The organism is Propionispira raffinosivorans DSM 20765, from assembly GCF_000381065.1.
Lineage (GTDB): Bacteria > Bacillota > Negativicutes > Selenomonadales > Selenomonadaceae > Propionispira > Propionispira raffinosivorans.
Map to the genome: position 1 here is coordinate 16,876 of NZ_KB905840.1, position 17,960 is coordinate 34,835.

At 38.8% G+C, this 17,960-nt stretch carries 20 protein-coding genes; 16 read left to right on the forward strand and 4 right to left on the reverse strand.

The features are described 5' to 3' along the window. Positions 1 to 14: 14 nt before the first annotated feature. The 11 genes from F606_RS0101665 to F606_RS0101715 all read left to right on the forward strand — a co-directional run bounded on the left by F606_RS0101665 (position 15) and on the right by F606_RS0101715 (position 9,391). On the forward strand, positions 15 to 788 hold the full coding sequence (locus tag F606_RS0101665; protein ID WP_019552119.1) for a basic amino acid ABC transporter substrate-binding protein: 774 nt from the start codon (positions 15 to 17) through the stop codon (positions 786 to 788). Positions 789 to 857: 69 nt separating this feature from the next. Next, on the forward strand, positions 858 to 1,799 hold the full coding sequence (gene mmuM, locus F606_RS0101670; protein ID WP_019552120.1) for a homocysteine S-methyltransferase: 942 nt from the start codon (positions 858 to 860) through the stop codon (positions 1,797 to 1,799). Positions 1,800 to 2,552: 753 nt separating this feature from the next. Further along, a complete protein-coding gene (gene nifH / locus F606_RS0101675) occupies positions 2,553 to 3,380 on the forward strand; it encodes a nitrogenase iron protein (RefSeq protein ID WP_019552121.1) in 828 nt (275 codons plus the stop codon). 28 nt (positions 3,381 to 3,408) lie between these two features. Next, positions 3,409 to 3,735: a P-II family nitrogen regulator gene (locus F606_RS0101680; protein ID WP_019552122.1), complete on the forward strand. Its 327-nt coding sequence runs from the start codon at positions 3,409 to 3,411 to the stop codon at positions 3,733 to 3,735. Between the two features lie 12 nt (positions 3,736 to 3,747). Beyond that, entirely contained in the window at positions 3,748 to 4,155 is a 408-nt protein-coding gene (locus tag F606_RS0101685; protein ID WP_019552123.1) for a P-II family nitrogen regulator, read from the forward strand. Positions 4,156 to 4,200: 45 nt separating this feature from the next. Continuing rightward, positions 4,201 to 5,760, forward strand: coding sequence for a nitrogenase iron-iron protein, alpha chain (gene anfD / locus F606_RS0101690; RefSeq protein ID WP_019552124.1), 1,560 nt, complete (start codon positions 4,201 to 4,203; stop codon positions 5,758 to 5,760). 14 nt (positions 5,761 to 5,774) lie between these two features. Beyond that, positions 5,775 to 6,125: a Fe-only nitrogenase subunit delta gene (gene anfG, locus F606_RS0101695; RefSeq protein ID WP_019552125.1), complete on the forward strand. Its 351-nt coding sequence runs from the start codon at positions 5,775 to 5,777 to the stop codon at positions 6,123 to 6,125. A gap of 65 nt (positions 6,126 to 6,190) precedes the next feature. Beyond that, a complete protein-coding gene (gene anfK, locus F606_RS0101700) occupies positions 6,191 to 7,582 on the forward strand; it encodes a Fe-only nitrogenase subunit beta (protein WP_019552126.1) in 1,392 nt (463 codons plus the stop codon). Between the two features lie 118 nt (positions 7,583 to 7,700). Next, entirely contained in the window at positions 7,701 to 8,126 is a 426-nt protein-coding gene (locus F606_RS0101705) for a hypothetical protein (protein ID WP_019552127.1), read from the forward strand. 33 nt (positions 8,127 to 8,159) lie between these two features. Further along, positions 8,160 to 8,873, forward strand: coding sequence for a type 1 glutamine amidotransferase (locus tag F606_RS0101710; RefSeq protein ID WP_019552128.1), 714 nt, complete (start codon positions 8,160 to 8,162; stop codon positions 8,871 to 8,873). After that, complete coding sequence (locus tag F606_RS0101715; protein ID WP_019552129.1) at positions 8,873 to 9,391, forward strand: pyridoxamine 5'-phosphate oxidase family protein; 519 nt, start codon at positions 8,873 to 8,875, stop codon at positions 9,389 to 9,391. Before F606_RS0101710 ends, F606_RS0101715 begins: the two co-directional genes overlap by 1 nt. An 86-nt stretch (positions 9,392 to 9,477) precedes the next feature. On the opposite strand, the gene fumC is transcribed toward F606_RS0101715, so the two are convergent. From fumC to F606_RS0101730, 3 genes are all read right to left on the reverse strand, one after another. Next, positions 9,478 to 10,872 carry a class II fumarate hydratase gene (gene fumC / locus F606_RS0101720; protein WP_019552130.1) on the reverse strand — a complete coding sequence of 465 codons (1,395 nt, stop codon included), beginning with the start codon at positions 10,870 to 10,872 and terminating at the stop codon, positions 9,478 to 9,480. 154 nt (positions 10,873 to 11,026) lie between these two features. After that, entirely contained in the window at positions 11,027 to 11,449 is a 423-nt protein-coding gene (locus F606_RS0101725; RefSeq protein WP_019552131.1) for a PTH2-like family protein, read from the reverse strand. Between the two features lie 12 nt (positions 11,450 to 11,461). Further along, entirely contained in the window at positions 11,462 to 12,295 is an 834-nt protein-coding gene (locus tag F606_RS0101730) for an AraC family transcriptional regulator (protein ID WP_019552132.1), read from the reverse strand. Between the two features lie 205 nt (positions 12,296 to 12,500). On the opposite strand from F606_RS0101730, the gene F606_RS0101735 reads away from it, so the two are divergent. The 3 genes from F606_RS0101735 (at position 12,501) to F606_RS0101745 (ending at position 14,908) form a co-directional block, all read left to right on the forward strand. Next, positions 12,501 to 13,757 carry an APC family permease gene (locus F606_RS0101735; protein WP_019552133.1) on the forward strand — a complete coding sequence of 419 codons (1,257 nt, stop codon included), beginning with the start codon at positions 12,501 to 12,503 and terminating at the stop codon, positions 13,755 to 13,757. Between the two features lie 238 nt (positions 13,758 to 13,995). Further along, positions 13,996 to 14,562 carry a hypothetical protein gene (locus F606_RS0101740; RefSeq protein WP_019552134.1) on the forward strand — a complete coding sequence of 189 codons (567 nt, stop codon included), beginning with the start codon at positions 13,996 to 13,998 and terminating at the stop codon, positions 14,560 to 14,562. Positions 14,563 to 14,593: 31 nt separating this feature from the next. Further along, complete coding sequence (locus tag F606_RS0101745) at positions 14,594 to 14,908, forward strand: carboxymuconolactone decarboxylase family protein (protein ID WP_019552135.1); 315 nt, start codon at positions 14,594 to 14,596, stop codon at positions 14,906 to 14,908. A gap of 71 nt (positions 14,909 to 14,979) precedes the next feature. On the opposite strand, the gene F606_RS0101750 is transcribed toward F606_RS0101745, so the two are convergent. Next, a complete protein-coding gene (locus F606_RS0101750; protein ID WP_019552136.1) occupies positions 14,980 to 16,365 on the reverse strand; it encodes a PhoH family protein in 1,386 nt (461 codons plus the stop codon). A 248-nt stretch (positions 16,366 to 16,613) separates the two neighbouring features. Between F606_RS0101750 and F606_RS0101755 the strand changes: the two genes are divergently transcribed. After that, entirely contained in the window at positions 16,614 to 17,222 is a 609-nt protein-coding gene (locus F606_RS0101755; RefSeq protein ID WP_019552137.1) for a YitT family protein, read from the forward strand. A gap of 44 nt (positions 17,223 to 17,266) precedes the next feature. Beyond that, the gene (locus tag F606_RS0101760) at positions 17,267 to 17,887 is read left to right on the forward strand and encodes a helix-turn-helix transcriptional regulator (RefSeq protein ID WP_154651073.1); all 621 of its coding nucleotides are present in this window, start codon (positions 17,267 to 17,269) and stop codon (positions 17,885 to 17,887) included. Positions 17,888 to 17,960 lie beyond the last annotated feature (73 nt).

Below are 17,960 nucleotides of genomic sequence, written 5' to 3' on the forward strand. Positions count from 1 at the left end.
TGGGAGGTTTTTTAGTGTCAAAAAAAGTTGTAAGTGTAATTTTGTTATTATTCCTTTTCATTATAGGATTAGCGGGGTGCGGCAAACAAGAGCCTACCGCAGGTAAAACCCTTAAAGTCGGAACGGATGCTTCTTATGCACCATTTGGTTTTCAAGATGAAAAGACGAAGGATTATATTGGCTTTGATATTGATTTGATTAAAGCGGTTGCCAAACAAGCCGGGTTTGACGTGGAAATTAATAATTTGAATTTTGATGGTTTAATCCCGGCATTACAGACTGGTAATTTGGACATTGCCATTTCTGATATGACAATCGATGCGGATCGATCGCAAAAAGTGGGGTTTTCACAATCCTATTATAAAGCAGGTCTGGGAATTGTGGTTCGTGCGAATAATACTGATATTAAGTCGGTAGCTGATTTAGCAGGGAAAAATGTGGCGGTCTCGATTGGTTCGACTGGAGCTGAAGCCGCACGTAAGATAGAAAATGTAAAAATCCGTGAATTCAATACCATTGCAGATGCCTTTTTGGAATTAAAGGCGGGTGGTGTAGATGCCGTTATTAATGATATTCCGGTAAATGAATATTACACATTACAAGATAAAAGCAAAGAAACCAAAACGGTTGATACACCAATTAATAGTGAAGATCTAGGGATTGCTGTGGCAAAAAACAATACGGAACTCTTGGCTAAAATTGATAAGGGTTTGGCAGAGATCAAACAAAACGGAGAATATGAAAAGATCTATGTGAAATGGTTTGGTAAAAAACCGCCAGTTGAATAGGTTGCAGTAAGTTCGCCTCTTTACGTATAATAGAAGAACAGAGAAAATGCAAGCTGGAGGTTAGGAAAAATGGATAATGCAATTCAATCTATATTAAAAGAGTTTCCATTGGTTATTTTAGATGGAGCTTTTTCAACGGAACTTGAGCGGCGGGGCTGCGATATTAATGATGAACTTTGGTCTGCTAAAATTTTAATGGAGCAGCCGGAGATGATTGGGAAAGTCCATGCTGATTATTTTACGGCGGGTGCCGATGTGGCGATTACAGCAAGTTATCAGGCCACAATTGAAGGTTTTATGCGTCGTGGAATGAAAAAAGAAGAAGCTTTGTCATTAATCCGTTTGTCGGTCGAGATTGCTAAAAAAGAGCGTGATGAATTTTGGGCGCACCCTGAAAACAGGACGAATCGTCCCAAACCTGTGGTTGCCGCATCTGTAGGGCCTTATGGAGCTTTTTTAGCAGATGGGTCTGAATATCGAGGTCATTATAAGATTGGGGAATGTGAATTATGTGATTTTCACGCACCGCGTTTAAAAGCTTTGATTGAGGCACAGCCGGATATTTTAGCTTGTGAAACCTTGCCGTGTTTAGCGGAGGCAAAAGCGATTGTTGCCGTACTGCAAGCGTATAAAGATATGTCGGCATGGATTAGTTTTAGTGCCAAAGATGAAGAACATATTAGTAGTGGCGAAAAAATACTGGATTGTGCAGCCTGGCTTGATCAGCAGAATCAAGTAGCGGCGATCGGCATCAATTGCACGGCGCCGCAATATGTAAAATCGCTTATAGAAATCATTCGTTCACAAACCAATAAACCGATTCTTGTTTATCCAAATTCAGGTGAACAATATGATGCAACAACAAAAGACTGGCATGGGGCTTCGGCGGAAACTTCTTTTGCTGATTATACAAAACAATGGTATAAGGCGGGGGCTCGGGCAATTGGCGGCTGTTGCCGGACAACGCCGGATGATATTCGGGCGATTGCAAAATGGGCTCGTAATAAGTAAAAAAACAGATAAAAATAGGGAAAACTTGGCATTCATTTTACAGATGTTCAATGAAATAACAGGTTTTCTTTTATTTTATCTGCTTATATTAAGTTGAAAAATGATTTTCCGAATTTAATAATGTTTTTTTTGAATTGTATTAACAATTCACTATAATTACACAATTGTCCGTATTTCGTGAAAAATATGTTGACTCTCTATCTTTTTTGGTATATGTTATATGTAAATCCAAAATTAAATATAGGTACAAAGAGGTATCAATTGACCGTTTTTCAATTCGGTTGGTTGATTTTTTTTATTTTATTTTGACAATTGAATAAAATTGTTTCATGGATACCACGAATATCCAGGGAACTTTGCCAGCTTTATCGTTTTTCTATCCCAGTGGTGCTAGGTCTATTAACTTTACCCATTTTTATATTCAAGACGCTAGCTATTGTTCGATAAAGGCAAACTCATTTGATTTTAAGAGTATATCGCAAGGAGGTGGTCAAACGAATAAAATTCGAAAAAATAAAAAGCTTCATGGATACCACGAATATCCATGAAGCGCAGGCAAATCTTTTATTCCCAGTGGTACTAGGTCTATTTAATTTACCCATTCTCGATTATAACAGGTTGATTTTCTTTTTTCAAGAACAATGTAAAAAGAGGCGGGCGGATTTTGGCAATCGTGGGAGCAGCACTTTTTATACAAAGAGTTTGTTTTTTTAGCAATGGATAAAAAGTATGTAAATATGAGGAGTGTATAAAATGACAAGAAAAATTGCGATTTATGGTAAAGGCGGTATTGGTAAATCCACTACGCAACAAAATACGGCAGCAGCAATGATGCATTTTTATGACAAAAAAGTATTTATTCATGGTTGTGATCCTAAAGCGGATTCAACGCGGTTAATTCTTGGGGGCATGAATCAAAAAACACTGATGGATATTTTGCGTGATGAAGGCGAAGAAAAAATTACAGTGGACCGGGTAGTTAAAGCAGGCTTTGGCGGCATCCGCTGCGTGGAATCTGGTGGACCGGAACCTGGTGTTGGCTGTGCAGGACGCGGTGTTATCACTTCTATTGATCTCATGGAAAAAAATGGTGCATATACATCGGATTTAGATTTTGTGTTTTTTGATGTTCTGGGTGACGTTGTCTGCGGCGGTTTTGCGATGCCGATTCGGGAAGGAAAGGCACAGGAAGTATATATTGTTGCCTCAGGAGAAATGATGGCTGTGTATGCAGCAAATAATATTTGTAAAGGGCTCTTGAAATATGCAAAACAAAGCGGAGTTAGGCTTGGCGGGATTATTTGCAATAGCCGTAAAGTAGATCGGGAAAGAGAATTTTTAGAAGAATTTACTGCCGCTATTGGCACTCAACTGCTCCATTTTGTACCACGCGATAATATTGTACAGAAAGCAGAATTTAATAAAAAAACAGTGGTTGAGTATGATGCTGATTGTAATCAGGCTCATGAATATGGTGAATTAGCCCGCAAAATTATTGAAAATGACAATTTTGTTATTCCGAAACCATTAAGTATGGATGAACTAGAAGCGATGGTTGTGAAATATGGTCTTGCTGATTAAATACTAAAACGTAAGGGGGCAGTTATTTATGATTATGGTTCGTGCAATTATCAGACCAGATAAAAAAGACAGTGTTCTTCAGGAACTTTCACGAGCGGGGTTTAATGCCGCCACTGTTGTTGATGTTGTGGGGCGCGGGAAACAAAATGGTATTAAATTTGGCGATATTGTTTATGATGAGATTCCGAAAAGCCTTATTATGGTAGTTATTGAAGAGGCCGAAAAAGATAAAATACTGGATGTTATTTTACGTCATGCAAAAGTCGGTGAAAATGGATCATTTGGTGATGGGAAAATCTTTATCAGTGCAATCGATGAAGTTTATACGGTTTCCAGCGGCTTGGCTGGGTTATAAGGGAGTGGCGTTATGAAAGAAATCATAGCTGTGATTCGAATGAATAAAGTTGGTCCTACAAAAAAAGCTTTAGTTGAGGCTGGTGTGGCGGGGTTTACTGCCTTAAAAGCGATAGGCCGCGGTAAAGTGGTGGAAAATATAGAAATCATTGCTGACCGTAAAAAACAATTGCTGGCGAAGACGAATCCGGAAGATCCCAAGGCAGAACAGGTAGCAACTGAGTTTTTAGATGGCCGGGGATTATTTCCCTGCCGAATGTTTACGATTTTGGCTCATGATGAGCAGGTTCAAACAATCGTTCAAGCCATTATTAAAGTTAATAAAACCCAGCATAACGTGGGCGATGGGAAAATATTTATTCTGCCATTATTGGATGCTGTGCGTGTCAGAACGAATGAACATGGTGACGCAGCAATTTAAGGGACTGCTCAGTAAATGAATGAATCTTTGTGAGGGGGAAAAATCATGCCATATCATACATTTAAATGCAGTGAATGTATTCCTGAAAGAGCAAAACATGCCGTTGTCAAGGGGCCGGGGGAAGATTTGACATCTTGTTTGCCGCTTGGTTATTTAAATACAATACCGGGAACGATTTCCGAACGCGGCTGTGCATATTGTGGGGCCAAGCACGTTATCGGTGCACCGATGAAAGATGTCATCCATATGAGCCATGGTCCGGTTGGGTGTACTTATGATACATGGCAGACAAAACGGTATATCAGTGATAATGATAATTTTCAACTGAAATATACCTATGCGACGGATGTAAAAGAAAAACATATTATATTTGGGGCTGAAAAACAGTTAAAACAAAATATGCTGGAAGCCTTTAAAGCCTTTCCTGATATCAAACGCATGACGATTTATCAAACGTGCGCAACGGCTTTAATCGGTGATGATATTGAAGCCGTTGCCCAGGAAGTGACGGATGAATTGGGCGATGTTGATATCTTCGTTTGTAATTCACCGGGTTTTGGCGGACCGAGTCAATCCGGCGGCCATCATAAAATCAATATTGCGTGGATCAACCAAAAAGTTGGTACGGTTGAACCGAAAATAACCAGTGACTATGTGATTAACTATGTGGGTGATTATAATATCCAAGGTGATTGCGAAGTGATGGTGGATTATTTTAAGCGGATGGGTATCCAGGTTTTGTCAACTTTTACGGGTAATGGTTCGTATGATGAACTAAGAGGTATGCACAGGGCGCAGCTTAATGTATTGGAATGTGCGCGATCTTCCGAATATATCTGTAATGAACTCAAAGTCAGATATGGAATTCCACGCCTTGATATTGATGGATTTGGCTTTAAACCACTCGCTGAGTCGCTCATGAAGGTGGCCATGTTCTTTGGGCTTGAAAAAGAAGCGCAGGCCATCATCGATGAAGAAATAGCTCGTTGGAAACCGGAACTGGACTGGTATGCGAAACGCTTAAAAGGTAAAAAAGTATGCTTGTGGCCGGGGGGATCAAAACTTTGGCATTGGGCACACGTAATTGAAGAAGAAATGGGGCTAGATGTTGTTTCGGTTTATTCGAAATTCGGGCATCAGGGGGATTTTGAAAAAGGTATTGCTCGTTGCAGTGAAGGTGCACTGGCGATTGATGATCCGAATGAACTAGAAGGAATCGAAGCGATGAAGACGCTAAAACCAGATATTATTTTCACGGGTGTTCGCCCAGGTGAAGTTGCTAAAAAATTAGGAATACAATATCTAAATGCCCATGCTTATCACAATGGACCTTACAAAGGGTTTGAAGGCTGGGTTCGCTTTGCCAGAGATATTTACAATGCACTTTATTCGCCGATTCATCAACTGGCCAGCATTGATATCAGCCAGACAGAAGTAGATGGCAGCGGTTTTTCAACCAGACAGCTGATTTCAGATGTGAATATCGATAAAACGGCAATCACTCCACCGGAAGAACAACCTTATACTGGAGATTATGATTGCGTGACAAAATTACGTGATAAAACATATCCCGAACCAAGCCATAAACTTGTGAAGGTAGTATAAGGAGGTGCTGGAGAATGGATGATTCAAGAAAAGACAAGGTTGAGCAGCTTGTGGATTATATAATGAAATGGTGTTTATGGCAGTTTCATTCACGGGCCTGGGATCGTGAAAAACAAAATGAGGGTGTATTAACGAAAACAATGCAGCTTTTATGTGAGGAACCGGTTGATTGTGCAACGCCTGCGGATAAATGTTATTGGGTCGATGCGATGGTTTTAGCCAAAGATTTTAAAGAAACCTATCCATGGCTTGGTGCAATGGATAAAAAGGATATTAAACTTCTTATGCAGGACCTGAAAGATCGCATAGATTATTTGACAATTACGGGTTCATTAAATAAAGAACTTACCGATCAACGGTATTAAACTAGTTAAATAAATACGGTGCGCTGTTACAGCGGCAAAGAAAATCAAAAAGGGAGTCGATTTTTATGATGTCTTGTGAAGTGAAAGAAAAAGAGCGTGCCGGCATTATCAACCCGATCTTTACCTGTCAGCCTTGCGGTGCTCAATATGCCAGCATCGGAATCAAAGATTGTATTGCGATTGTTCATGGTGGTCAAGGCTGCGTAATGTTTGTTCGGCTGTTATTTGCTCAGCATTTTAAAGATAATTTTGATATAGCCTCTTCGTCCGTCCATGAAGATGGTGCTGTATTCGGGGCGGTTCATCGTGTTGAAGAAGCCGTAGATGTTCTTTTGATGCGATACCCGGATGTGAAGGTGATTCCAATCATCACGACTTGTTCAACGGAAGTAATTGGTGATGATGTTGATGGGGTTGTTCGTAAATTAAATGCTGGACTACTCAAAGAAAAATATGCTGGTCGTGAAGTTCATTTGATTAGTGTTCATACGCCAAGCTTTAAAGGAAGTCAGGTTACTGGCTATGATGTGGCTTTAGATGCTTTTGTCAGAACTTTGGCGAAAAAAGATCAACCCAATGGGAAAATTAATTTGTTTACGGGTTGGGTTAATCCGGGAGATGTAACGGCACTGAAGCATCTTTTGGCTGAAATGGATATTGCCGCTACGGTTCTGTTTGAAATCGAGAGTTTTGATTCACCATTAATGCCAAATGGTGATGCCGTCTCACATGGCAGCACACCGGTTGAAGATATCATTGGAACGGCGAATGCTATGGGGACGATTGCGCTAAATCGGTATGAGGGCGGCGCTGCAGCGGAATACCTAGAAAGTGAATTTAACGTTCCGGCGGTGATTGGACCAACACCGATTGGTATCCGTAATACGGACACATTTTTACAAAATCTAAAAAAAATGACAGGTAAAGAAATTCCGCTTTCTTTAGTGCGGGAACGCGGTATTGCTATTGATGCCTTAACGGACTTGGTACACATGTTTTTTGCCGATAAAAAAGTGGCTATTTATGGCCATCCAGATTTAGTGATTGGTTTGGCGGAATTTTGTTTGGATCTAGAAATGAAACCGGTATTACTGCTTTTAGGGGATGACAATTCAACTTATAAGAAAGATGCTCGTCTTAAAGCTTTTGAAGAAAAAGTCGATTTCGAGATGGAGGTCATAACCAATGCTGATTTATGGGAATTGGAAAGTCGGATCAAAAATAAAGAAATTGAACTAGATCTTATTTTAGGACACTCCAAAGGGCGGTTTATTTCAATTGATTATAATATCCCGATGGTACGTGTCGGCTTCCCAACTTATGATCGTGCTGGTCTATATCGTCACCCCGTTGTAGGTTATGCTGGTGCTACTTGGTTGGCTGAAACCATGGCCAATACGATATTTGAGGATATGGAACATAAGAAAAACAAAGAATGGTTACTCAATGTATGGTAAGCTGAATCACATTTTAGCAGTGCAGCGGCATTGTAAATAGAATAAATAGTAGACAATGCTGCCAGTTTCTGATGGTGATCAGTTCTGGCAGCATTCCTAAAAAAAGAGGCTGAAAATTATGATTAATAGCATACAAAATGAAGCAGCTATCGATAGTTTTGTCGAAGCCTATCATACGGCGCAGGGTTTCCATCATCGAGCGGAGAATTTCTTACAGGAAGGTCAAGCGAATAGTGTGGTGTTCAATGTGGCAGCTATTGCCTTGGAAAATTATTTAATTGCTTTATCGAATCTGCATGGTGTAGAGCCACGAAATCATAATTATATCTGCCTTATGGACTCCATTGAAACTTTTATGATCATTCCTCCTTTATTAAGTGCCGAAATAAGATCTTTGGATGTAATTTTTGGAATTTGTTCACTGGAAAATTATCATCATGGGACACCAGAGGAAGAAGATGGTAAGCGCGTTCTTAGCTTATGCCAAAAAGTACAAGGTTTATTTGATCAACATAAAATTTCTGCCTTGAAAAGTAAAATTTGAGCTTTATGAGCCGTTAAGAAGGGATTGAAAACGATGCGACTCCATTATTTACAGCATGTTCCATTTGAAAATCCTGGTAGTATTTTGGTCTGGGCTGAAAAAAATCAGTATACCGTAACGAGTACTCATTTATATAAAAATGAAATTTTACCGAAACAGAGCGAGTTTGACTGGCTGGTTATTATGGGCGGGCCCATGAATATTTATGAGGAAGAACAATATCCTTGGCTGGCAGCTGAAAAAGAGTTTATTAAAAAATCCATTCAGCAAGATAAAGTTATTATTGGTTTATGTCTGGGCGCACAACTCATTGCCGATGTGATTGGCGGGAAAGTTACCAAAAATGCGCAGCTGGAAATTGGCTGGTTTCCGGTCCAGCTAAGTGAAGCGGCAAGAAAATCTCCCTTGTTTTCCTTTTTTCCACCAGAGCCCATTGTTTTTGAGTGGCATGGAGATACCTTCAGTCTTTTGCCGGAGGAGGCAATCTGTATTGCTGAAAATGAAGCTTGTAAAAACCAAGCTTTTATCTATAAGAAAAAAATTTTTGGGTTTCAGTTCCATCTGGAAAATACAGTTGAAATAATTCAGGCACTGGTGGCGCATTGTAAAAATGAAATGAGACCAGGCCCCTATGTGCAGTCGAAAGAAGAATTGGAAGCTCATGCAGAATATATTAAACAGGATAATCAATGGATGTTTGATTTTCTCACGCAATTGGCAAAAATGGATAGAGAGGGTGTTCTTTGATGGAGGCGGTTCGGTATACGCAGCGAATTTGCAGTGATCAACAACAAATTGAAGATTTTCTTTTATCATCCCGCATTGGCATACTTGCTTTAACGGGTGAATCTTTTCCTTATGCAGTACCGGTTAATTATATCTGGCATAAAAACGCCATCTATTTTCATGGGATGGGATCAGGCAAGAAAAATGTCCTTCTTGCTCAGAACCCGCCAGTGTGTTTTACGATTTATGCAGAACACGGTACTGTAATCGATCCAGTACCGTGTCATGCTGATACAGCTTATATGAGTGTCATGATTTTTGGCAAAGCAGAAAAATTAATTGATTTTGCAGAATCGGCAGTTATTATGCAAAAAATGATAGACAAATATATGCCAAACTATTATAGTCAGCCGTTAACGGGAAATCTAATGGAAAAATATAAATCTTCACTCGATGGAAATGGTGTAGGTATATATCGAATTCAGGCGGATATCGTAACTGCTAAAGAAAATGCCGTAAATCCTCAAAATATTTTCTAGATAAGTCGAGGAACATCACTGTATTTTATAAAAAAAGACATATCAATCAAAGGTTGGAAAATCCTTTGTTTGATATGTCTTTTTGGTTAACCTTGTGATTGTGGTTTTGTGAGGCGGGCGGGGTCCATGTAATGATTATAGATGGCTGCATCTACATAGCCAGTTGCTAAAGCAGCTTCTTTTAGGGTAATGCCCTCTTTTTCAGCTCGATGGGCAATTTCAGCGGCTTTATCGTAGCCAATTAATGGTACCAAACCAGTAACTAAAATAAGGGATTGACTTAAGTTGAATTCAATTTTTTCGCGGTTTGGTTCAATACCAACCAGACAGTTATGATTAAAAGAATTCATACTGCCACTCAGTAAGCGGATGCTTTGAATTAAGTTATAAGCCATAACTGGCATAAATACATTCAACTGGAAATTTCCCTGACTGGCCGCAAATGAAACGGTAGTATCATTGCCAAAGACTTGTGTGACCACCATGGTTAAGGCTTCAGCCTGGGTTGGATTTACTTTTGATGGCATGATTGAACTGCCTGGTTCGTTGGCAGGAATCGTGATTTCACCGAGTCCGCAACGAGGTCCGCTGGCAAGCCACCGTACATCATTGGCTATTTTCATAAGATCAGCGGCTAATGCTTTGAGCAAGCCATGGACAGCAGCAATTTCATCTCGGCTCGATAATGCTTGGAACTTATTGGGTGCGGTTTGGAAATGTTCATTAGTCAATTTACTGATTTCTTCGGCAATTTTTACGGCGAACAAGGGATGGGTATTGATTCCTGTTCCGACGGCAGTGCCTCCCATAGCGAGATCACGCAGAAAATTGATACCAGCAGTCAACATTTCCTGATTGCGGCGTATCATTCGTGCCCAGCCGCTAATTTCCTGCCCTAATGTGAGCGGGGTAGCATCCATAAGATGTGTGCGTCCGGTTTTGACAACATCCATAAAATCTTTTGACTTTTTTTCAAGCGTTGCAGCTAGATCGTCCAGTGCGGGAAAAAGCTGTTTTTTAATGAGGGTGAGACCAACCACGTGTAAGGCCGTGGGAAATATATCATTTGAGCTTTGAGAGCAATTTACATGATCATTTGGATGGACGGCAATTTCTTTGCCTTGTTCGGCTAAAATTTGTGCAGCCCGATGAGCCAGAACTTCATTCATATTCATATTAAACTGTGTGCCGCTGCCTGTCTGCCATACAGCTAGTGGAAAATTCCCGTCAAGTTTACCAGCTAATACTTCGTCACAGGCTTCAATAATTGCATCGGCTCTGCCAGAATCTAGTGTTTCTAAATTTTTGTTTACGGCCGCAGAGGCACGTTTTAATAAAGCGAAGACTTTCACCATTTCCTGGGGGATTTTTTCGGTGCCAATTTGAAAGTTTTCGAAAGAACGCTGTGTTTGAGCACCCCATAATTTATCTGCTGGAACCTTAATTTCTCCGAGCGAGTCCTTTTCAATACGATATTCCATGTAAATCACTCCTTTAACTACTTTGTTTTAATTTTAGACTTCCACTTATAGGATATAGCAAATTGTAAGAAAATTCAAATGTTAAATAGATGAGTATTGTTATCAATTACAGTTTAGTATAAAATCACAACAAAGTCAAAGGTAGAGGGCTTTTTTATCGCAGTAAGGGCATATTGCCAGTCAATTTGTTTATTTTGCGGCTCGAACCATAGAGGCCGATACCTAAGTACTGAAACATGGCAGAGGGAATGGATTTAACTTTTTCTTTATAAATTTGATAATCTTTGCAAGTTTGGGCCGTGTTAGAAAAATCAACGATGACTAGATCATTCCAGTTATTATTCTTGATTTTTTCTAGTACTTCATGTATTGTTGTCATGCTCCCGTTTAAAATTGGGATGGGAATATTGGTTATACCAAGATGTTTTGTCTGAGAAGCGTCAATGAGATCTTCTCCGATAATGCTATTGAGTTTATGGCCAAGAGTAATACCAAGAATTGCTGAAGTGTTGGCAATCAAGCCAAGCGGCAGGGTTGAATCGATAATCATTACACATTTATTTTCTTCTATTGACATACAAAATTCTCCTCATTTTTTATGTTTTGTCTCCGTTATAAAAATATTCATATATTGTTTTGGTGTGAGCCCAATGATTCTTTTGAAGAAATTTGAAAAATGACTTTGGTCTGAGAAACCTGTTTGCAAGGCGACGTTTAGTGGTGAACATTGTTGTTCTAGCAGCTTTTTTGCTGCGCTGATACGAATCGCTTCTAAATAACAGTAAGGCGATATGCCTTTTTGTTTTGTGAACGATCGTAATAAGTGGTATTTGCTTATGTTAGCTAACTGACTCAGATCATTTAATTTTATGTTTTCACTGTAATTCGCTTGTAAAAAATCACAAATGATTTTTATTTCAGCGGAAGGTTCTATTGAATTTTGATCAAAGATCGTATCGGCGTGTTCAAAAATTAATTCTTCCATGATCAGCAAAAACAATTCATCTTTTTTGAAGTCTTTTTCCTGTTGCATAAGCATTTCATGCAAATCATGTAAGGCAGAGACCAATTCGCTGTCGCATAATACTGGTTCTGTAAAGTAGGGCAGATATGTTTTCTGCGTTATTTCCCGGACGATTTTTTGCATATTGTCTACAGAAATGTTAATACAGCGATAATCTAATGGCTCATTATCCAGCTGCTGACACATATGGCTGTCTTGTGGATTAAAAATAATTAAAGTGTCGCGTTCTACTATATAATGTTTGTTTTTACAAAATAATTCCCGGCGACCATTTTCAATAAAACCGATTACATAATATTCATGGAAATGTGTAGGAAATTTTTGCCTGATTCCTTTAAAACTATAGGCTTCAATATTTAAATCGGCATCAAAACAAACAGTCCTTGTTTCAGGTACCATCGACATCGCTCCTTTGTTCGTCTTTCGTAATCATACTATAAAACAATAGGGATTTCTTGTATGATATTGACCTATTTTGTACCAAGGTAAAGAAACTATTGTACAACCGCTTTGTAATAGAAAATTTTTTTATGTGAATTGTTTTACAAATCAGCAGGTGGGTGGTATTCTAATAGGAATAAATTTCGCTAAGAAGGAGAATTTAATGAATAAAAGTAAGGGGATTGGTCTTTTTTCACTTTGCGGCCTTATTATTGGTCCGATTATTGGGTCAGCCATTTTATTATTGCCACCGATTATTTATGCTAAGATTGGTGACTGGGCAATTGTGGCTTGGTTGGTGATTATGGTATTAGGCAGTGTATTTGCCTATGTATTTATCTATTTAAGTTTGAAAAGTCCAGGGAATGAAGGGGTTGCTTTGGCGGTGGGGAAAATGCTGGGGCCTTTCTGGCAAGAACTTTGCTCTAATTTTCTTACGACGGCTGTTTTCTTCGGTCCGATGGCGGTTTTGTTGACGGCAGCTGGATTTTTAAAAAACTTCAGCTTTCTTAAGATGCTAAATAGCGAATTTATTGTATGTATTTTAGTTTTTATTTGTATTGGCTTACTTGTAAGCGGCGTTAAATCCTTTGCCCGGTTTAATTTACTCGTTACGGCTTGTACGGTTGTCTCATTAGCGGCCGGTAGTTTATATACTTTAGTGACGGCAGCCGATATTCAATTACCACAGACGATGGTCTCCTTGCATGATTTTGGTTATAGCTTGTTACTTTTGTTTTGGGCTATTGTTGGCTGGGAGGTTATTGGTAATTATATCGAGGACATCAAGAATCCTGAAAGAACATTACGTAAAGCCATGACGATCAGTGTTATCATTATAAGTGGTGTCTACCTTCTGGTGGCCTTATCACTGCAGAGTTTTTTAGGTGAACATACAATAATCGCTATTATGCAGCCTTTATTTGGTAGTCTAGCTGTGCCGTTTTTAAGTATTGTAGCGGCAGGACTTTGTATTTCTACATATCTTATGATTGTTGGTGCTGTTACCAGAATGAATGCAAAACGAGCTGAAAATGGCAGGCTGCCAGCTTATTTGGCACAAACGAATCGCTATGGAAGTCCGGTCAATGCTATTTTTACACTTACGGGAATTCATATGATTACACTGAGTTTGCTTGCTGGGGATGTTTTAACATTGGATAGTTTGGTTGCCTGTGCTAATGTTTTTTTCTTGGCAAATGCCATGATTGGTTTAGCGGCAGGGTTTCGTATTTTAGATAATGTAAAATTGAAATTTGCGATTTCAATTTTAATGATCGCTTTCGCAGGCTTACTAAGCAAAGCAACACTCTGGAGTCTGTTCATTTTTGTGCTGGTCTTTTTCGTATCATGGAAAGCCCATCAAAGACATAAACGCACTCGAAAAGCAGAACCTGTTTATCGCTCGGATATGCATTAAGGGTCAATATTTCAGCATGATATTTTGCCCTTTAATGGTGGCTGAAAAATATTATTCTTAATGAATCAAAGGAGTTAAAGATAAAATACAGAAATTACTTATGTATATAGAACGCATTAAAGAAATTACATCCGATTGCCATATAAAATGTTTAATGCCATATATAGATAAGACTACAAATAAATTAGGCAATATAAAAAAATAACGGGTCGGTTTTAGAAAAAAGGAGTGTGGTCGTATGTACAAACCAATTGAAAATAGAGTAGCTCATTTGAGTGAAAATTTAATTGGGTTAAATATAAGCTTATTGATTTTAGCTTTTTTGGTCATTGGCATGGATCATATGGGGTATTTAGGGACGAATTTGTCCTTTCGTGCGATCAAAGGAATTGGTAAAGAATTTGGTACTATAACAATTATCATCGCCATAATTGCTTTTATGAATTACGTATTGCGGGAAATTTATCTTCAAATCACACGCAATAAAATTGCTCTTTCGCAAACGATGAACCGGCTATATAAGAATCTAATGAAAGATGTTCGCTTGTTGCATCCTTTGGTCGGTACGGTAGCAATTTATGCCGGAATCTTGCACGTTTATTTTGTGTGGTTTCGTGGGGTACATAATTTTAATCTTAGTATTGCTTTTGGGATTTTGGCACTTTTGTTGTTATTATTTTTATTGTATATAGGACATAAAATTCGATGCATGCCGCAAAATAAAAAGTTGCGAACGATCCATAAAATGATAGCATATTCATTTTTGGTCTTTTATGTTTTACATATTGCCATAAAAAGTGATTGATTGTATCAAGGGAAATAGGGGAGGAATTGTTATGAAGCAAGTAAGTACGACATTTGAAACTTTTTTAAAAGAAGCCCCAAAGCACGCTCAGGTTTGGCTGGATGCGGTCAAAAAATTAGATGATGCCAGTACCTTGGATGCAAAAACAGAAGAAATTGCGTATATTGCAGTACTTAGTACGGTTGGACTATTGACGGGTCTGCCATTTCACGTAAAACATGCAAAAGAATTAGGCGCAACAAGAGACGAAATAAAAAGTGCAGTTTTGCTGCCACTTCCAGCCGTTGGCAATAAAGTTGTTGCGGCTTTACCAATAGCGCTGCATGCCTATGATGAAGAAGATTAACGGATTTGTTATTGACGATGAATGAAAAATAAAAGAGCACCGTGCATTTTTGCGCCCGGTGCTCTTTTATTTTATAACCGCATAGCAGCTTCGGCGGCAAGCGGTGATCGTTCACATTCTTCTGGCAGCATCGTCACTTGAAAGCAGAGTTTGGAACCCATCATTTTTTCACTCGCATAACTGAGACCATTTGATTGGCTGTCCAACAATGGATTATCGATTTGTGCTGGATCCCCAAGTAAAATTATTTTTGTGCCAAGCCCCGGTCTGGTTAAAACGGCTTTTGCCTGGCGTGGGGTAGAGTTTTGCATTTCATCAAAAATTACCCAGTATTTTTGCAAGGAACGACCGCGTTGGTAAGCCAGTGCTTCGGTTTGGATGATTCGTTTTTCAAATAACATATTGACTGTATCTTCGGTTTGCAGGACATCTTTTTCTTCCGTAGAGTTGCTGCCTGACATTAAGGTAAATAAATTATCTTTAATGGCACGCATATAAGGTTCAATTTTTTCGGCTTCCGTACCAGGCAGGAAACCAATCCCTTCATCAAGCATGGCATTGGGGCGGCAAATCAGGATATGCTGATATACTTTTGGCTGGCAGTCCATGTAATTGTGGAGCCCCACGGCTAAGGAATAAAACGTTTTGGCAGTTCCAGAGATTCCTTTTAAGATAACAAGCGGAGCTTCGGTAGAGTTCATCATGAGACATTCTTGCATAAAGATCTGCCCAACATTTTTTGGTGTAACGCCAAATGGATTGGTTTTTTGATAGCGCAAATGAACGATTTTTTTCCCATCAAAACGTCCTAGAGCGGTATGCCGCTCTTTGTCGGTTGATTTTATCAAGAGAAATTGGTTGGTGACGAACGTGGCTGAAGTTAAGACGCTGGCTGATTCATCAAAAATATACAAATTTGCTGGATCAATTGTTTGCGCATCGTCTTTGTGGAAGTCATTGATGATATCACTCGAAGTATAGGCAACGACACGTCCAGTATATTGTTGATCAATACTGGAAACTTTGTCGTTACGAAAGTCTTCAGCTTGAATATTTAAAATGGAGGCTTTTACTCGCATATTTGTATCACGGCTGACTAAAATCGTTTGATTGCCGCTTTCTGCTAAACCTTTGCAGACTTGCAGGATACGATTGTCGGCATTTGATTTGTCCCAATGTGACGGCATTTGTGTAGCTGTATGGTTTGCTTCCAGAATCAAAATACCACCGTTATCATTCAGTGAGACGCCTTCGAGTAAATTTCCCTGCAGACGCAGCCGATCAATGATGCGGCTAATATGACGGCTGTTTGCACCACGTTCCGTGGATTCTTTTTTAAAGCGATCTAATTCCTCGATAACAACTTCAGGAATGACGACATTGTGTTCACTAAATGCATATAAAGCATTCGGTGAATGCAGCAAAACATTGGTATCTATGACATAGTACTTTTTCATAGTATCCCCCTCTTCACTGAGAACATCTTCTCAACTCTAGAATAGAGTTTATATAGCTTGTTTGCGTTAAGAAATGATTAATGTTGTGTTAATATTTTTAAAGTTTTGCCATATAGAATATTTAATGCAAATTATAATAGATATCTTTTTTATACATAAACATTTTGTTTACAAAGAACAAACTTTGTTGACAATGAAAATGATTCGACTTATGATAGATACATTAACAAACAAAGGAAGTGCAGACAATGAAACGAGGCATAAAACTTATTTTAGGGTGCTTATTGATAAGTCTAAGCATTTTGATTTTTAAACATGCGCATATTACGACGGGTGGAACAACGGGGCTTGCATTGAATTTATCCTACATATTATCGGTTCCGTTTGATTATGTATTTTTTATGGTGAATTTACCATTTTATATTTTATCGATTCGTGGTATGGGATGGAACTTCACGGTGGCAACGGCTTTTTCAGTTGGAATCGTTTCTTGCTTTACTGGTATCGAACGCTTTTTGCCGGAACTGGTGATTTCACCGTGGAGTGGTGCTTTATTTGGCGGCTGTTTAATGGGAATCGGACTTGCTATTTTGTTTTCGGGCAGAAGCTCAATTGCTGGAACGGGTGTCGTAACTGTTTATCTGCAAAAGCGTTTTGGCTGGAATCCAGGGCGGCTTAATTTGGTTTTTGACAGTGTTATTATCGGATTAGGAACATTTGCTGTGAGTTTAACGGATACTTTGTTTTCCGCATTGTCGATTGTTGTAATATCGCTTATTTTAAGCTTTTTCAAAAATCGTATTGCCAATACGTATACATCTGAACCGGCAGTGGGAAGCCTTCGAGTAAATAATTGAATTGAAAAAAACTGCCGCAAATGGTATTTTATATAGAGAAGGCGGTGGCAGTTTTGGAAAAAAAAGAAGCCTTAGAATTTTTGAACCGAGTTGCGGCTGGGTTGGCAAACATGTTCGGAAATTCTTGTGAGACACTCATTCATGATATGAACAATAAAAAATCATCGATTGTTTCCATCTATCATGGACAAGTAACACAGCGTAAACAGGGTGAGAGTCTGACGATTTTGGGAGTTAAAGAGGTTGATGATTTTTTTGAGGGCAAAGATTTGGTTAATTGTTTAGGCAAAACGAAAGATGGACGTTTGCTTAAAAGTTCAACGTTTCATTTACGCGGCGACGATTATCATTATGCATTAGGCATCAATTATGATTACACGCATTTGGCTATGGCAAAAGCATCCTTGGAAGAATTTACGGCGGTCGGGCAGCCGATTGAAGAAGCCATTTCTTCATCGAGTAATTTATTGCAGGATATTTTTGATGAATGTTTGAAAATAGTGGGAAAGCCAGTGGTTATGTTTAATCGAGGCGATCGTCTAAAAATGATTGAATTGCTTATGGAACGTGGTGCTTTTGACTTTACGAAGGGCATTCCAATTATTGCTGAAAAATTAAACATTTCTCGTTATACAATTTATAAATACTTAAAGCCTCGGGCTTAATTCGTATAAAATAGAAAATAAAAAGCAGATAACTGAATAAAGTTGTCTGCTTTTTATACAATATATATAGGAG

Excerpts from the sequence above, each read along its gene's own strand:
- F606_RS0101685 (WP_019552123.1), top strand. The coding sequence starts at position 3,748 with ATGAAAGAAATCATAGCTGTGATTCGAATGAATAAAGTTGGTCCTACA.
- anfG (WP_019552125.1), top strand. The coding sequence starts at position 5,775 with ATGGATGATTCAAGAAAAGACAAGGTTGAGCAGCTTGTGGATTATATA.
- F606_RS0101680 (WP_019552122.1), top strand. The coding sequence starts at position 3,409 with ATGATTATGGTTCGTGCAATTATCAGACCAGATAAAAAAGACAGTGTT.
- mmuM (WP_019552120.1), top strand. The coding sequence starts at position 858 with ATGGATAATGCAATTCAATCTATATTAAAAGAGTTTCCATTGGTTATT.
- F606_RS0101735 (WP_019552133.1), top strand. The coding sequence starts at position 12,501 with ATGAATAAAAGTAAGGGGATTGGTCTTTTTTCACTTTGCGGCCTTATT.
- F606_RS0101725 (WP_019552131.1), bottom strand. The coding sequence starts at position 11,449 with ATGTCAATAGAAGAAAATAAATGTGTAATGATTATCGATTCAACCCTG.
- anfK (WP_019552126.1), top strand. The coding sequence starts at position 6,191 with ATGATGTCTTGTGAAGTGAAAGAAAAAGAGCGTGCCGGCATTATCAAC.
- F606_RS0101710 (WP_019552128.1), top strand. The coding sequence starts at position 8,160 with ATGCGACTCCATTATTTACAGCATGTTCCATTTGAAAATCCTGGTAGT.
- F606_RS0101745 (WP_019552135.1), top strand. The coding sequence starts at position 14,594 with ATGAAGCAAGTAAGTACGACATTTGAAACTTTTTTAAAAGAAGCCCCA.
- anfD (WP_019552124.1), top strand. The coding sequence starts at position 4,201 with ATGCCATATCATACATTTAAATGCAGTGAATGTATTCCTGAAAGAGCA.
- F606_RS0101730 (WP_019552132.1), bottom strand. The coding sequence starts at position 12,295 with ATGGTACCTGAAACAAGGACTGTTTGTTTTGATGCCGATTTAAATATT.
- F606_RS0101750 (WP_019552136.1), bottom strand. The coding sequence starts at position 16,365 with ATGAAAAAGTACTATGTCATAGATACCAATGTTTTGCTGCATTCACCG.
- F606_RS0101705 (WP_019552127.1), top strand. The coding sequence starts at position 7,701 with ATGATTAATAGCATACAAAATGAAGCAGCTATCGATAGTTTTGTCGAA.
- F606_RS0101715 (WP_019552129.1), top strand. The coding sequence starts at position 8,873 with ATGGAGGCGGTTCGGTATACGCAGCGAATTTGCAGTGATCAACAACAA.
- F606_RS0101755 (WP_019552137.1), top strand. The coding sequence starts at position 16,614 with ATGAAACGAGGCATAAAACTTATTTTAGGGTGCTTATTGATAAGTCTA.
- fumC (WP_019552130.1), bottom strand. The coding sequence starts at position 10,872 with ATGGAATATCGTATTGAAAAGGACTCGCTCGGAGAAATTAAGGTTCCA.
- F606_RS0101740 (WP_019552134.1), top strand. The coding sequence starts at position 13,996 with ATGTACAAACCAATTGAAAATAGAGTAGCTCATTTGAGTGAAAATTTA.
- nifH (WP_019552121.1), top strand. The coding sequence starts at position 2,553 with ATGACAAGAAAAATTGCGATTTATGGTAAAGGCGGTATTGGTAAATCC.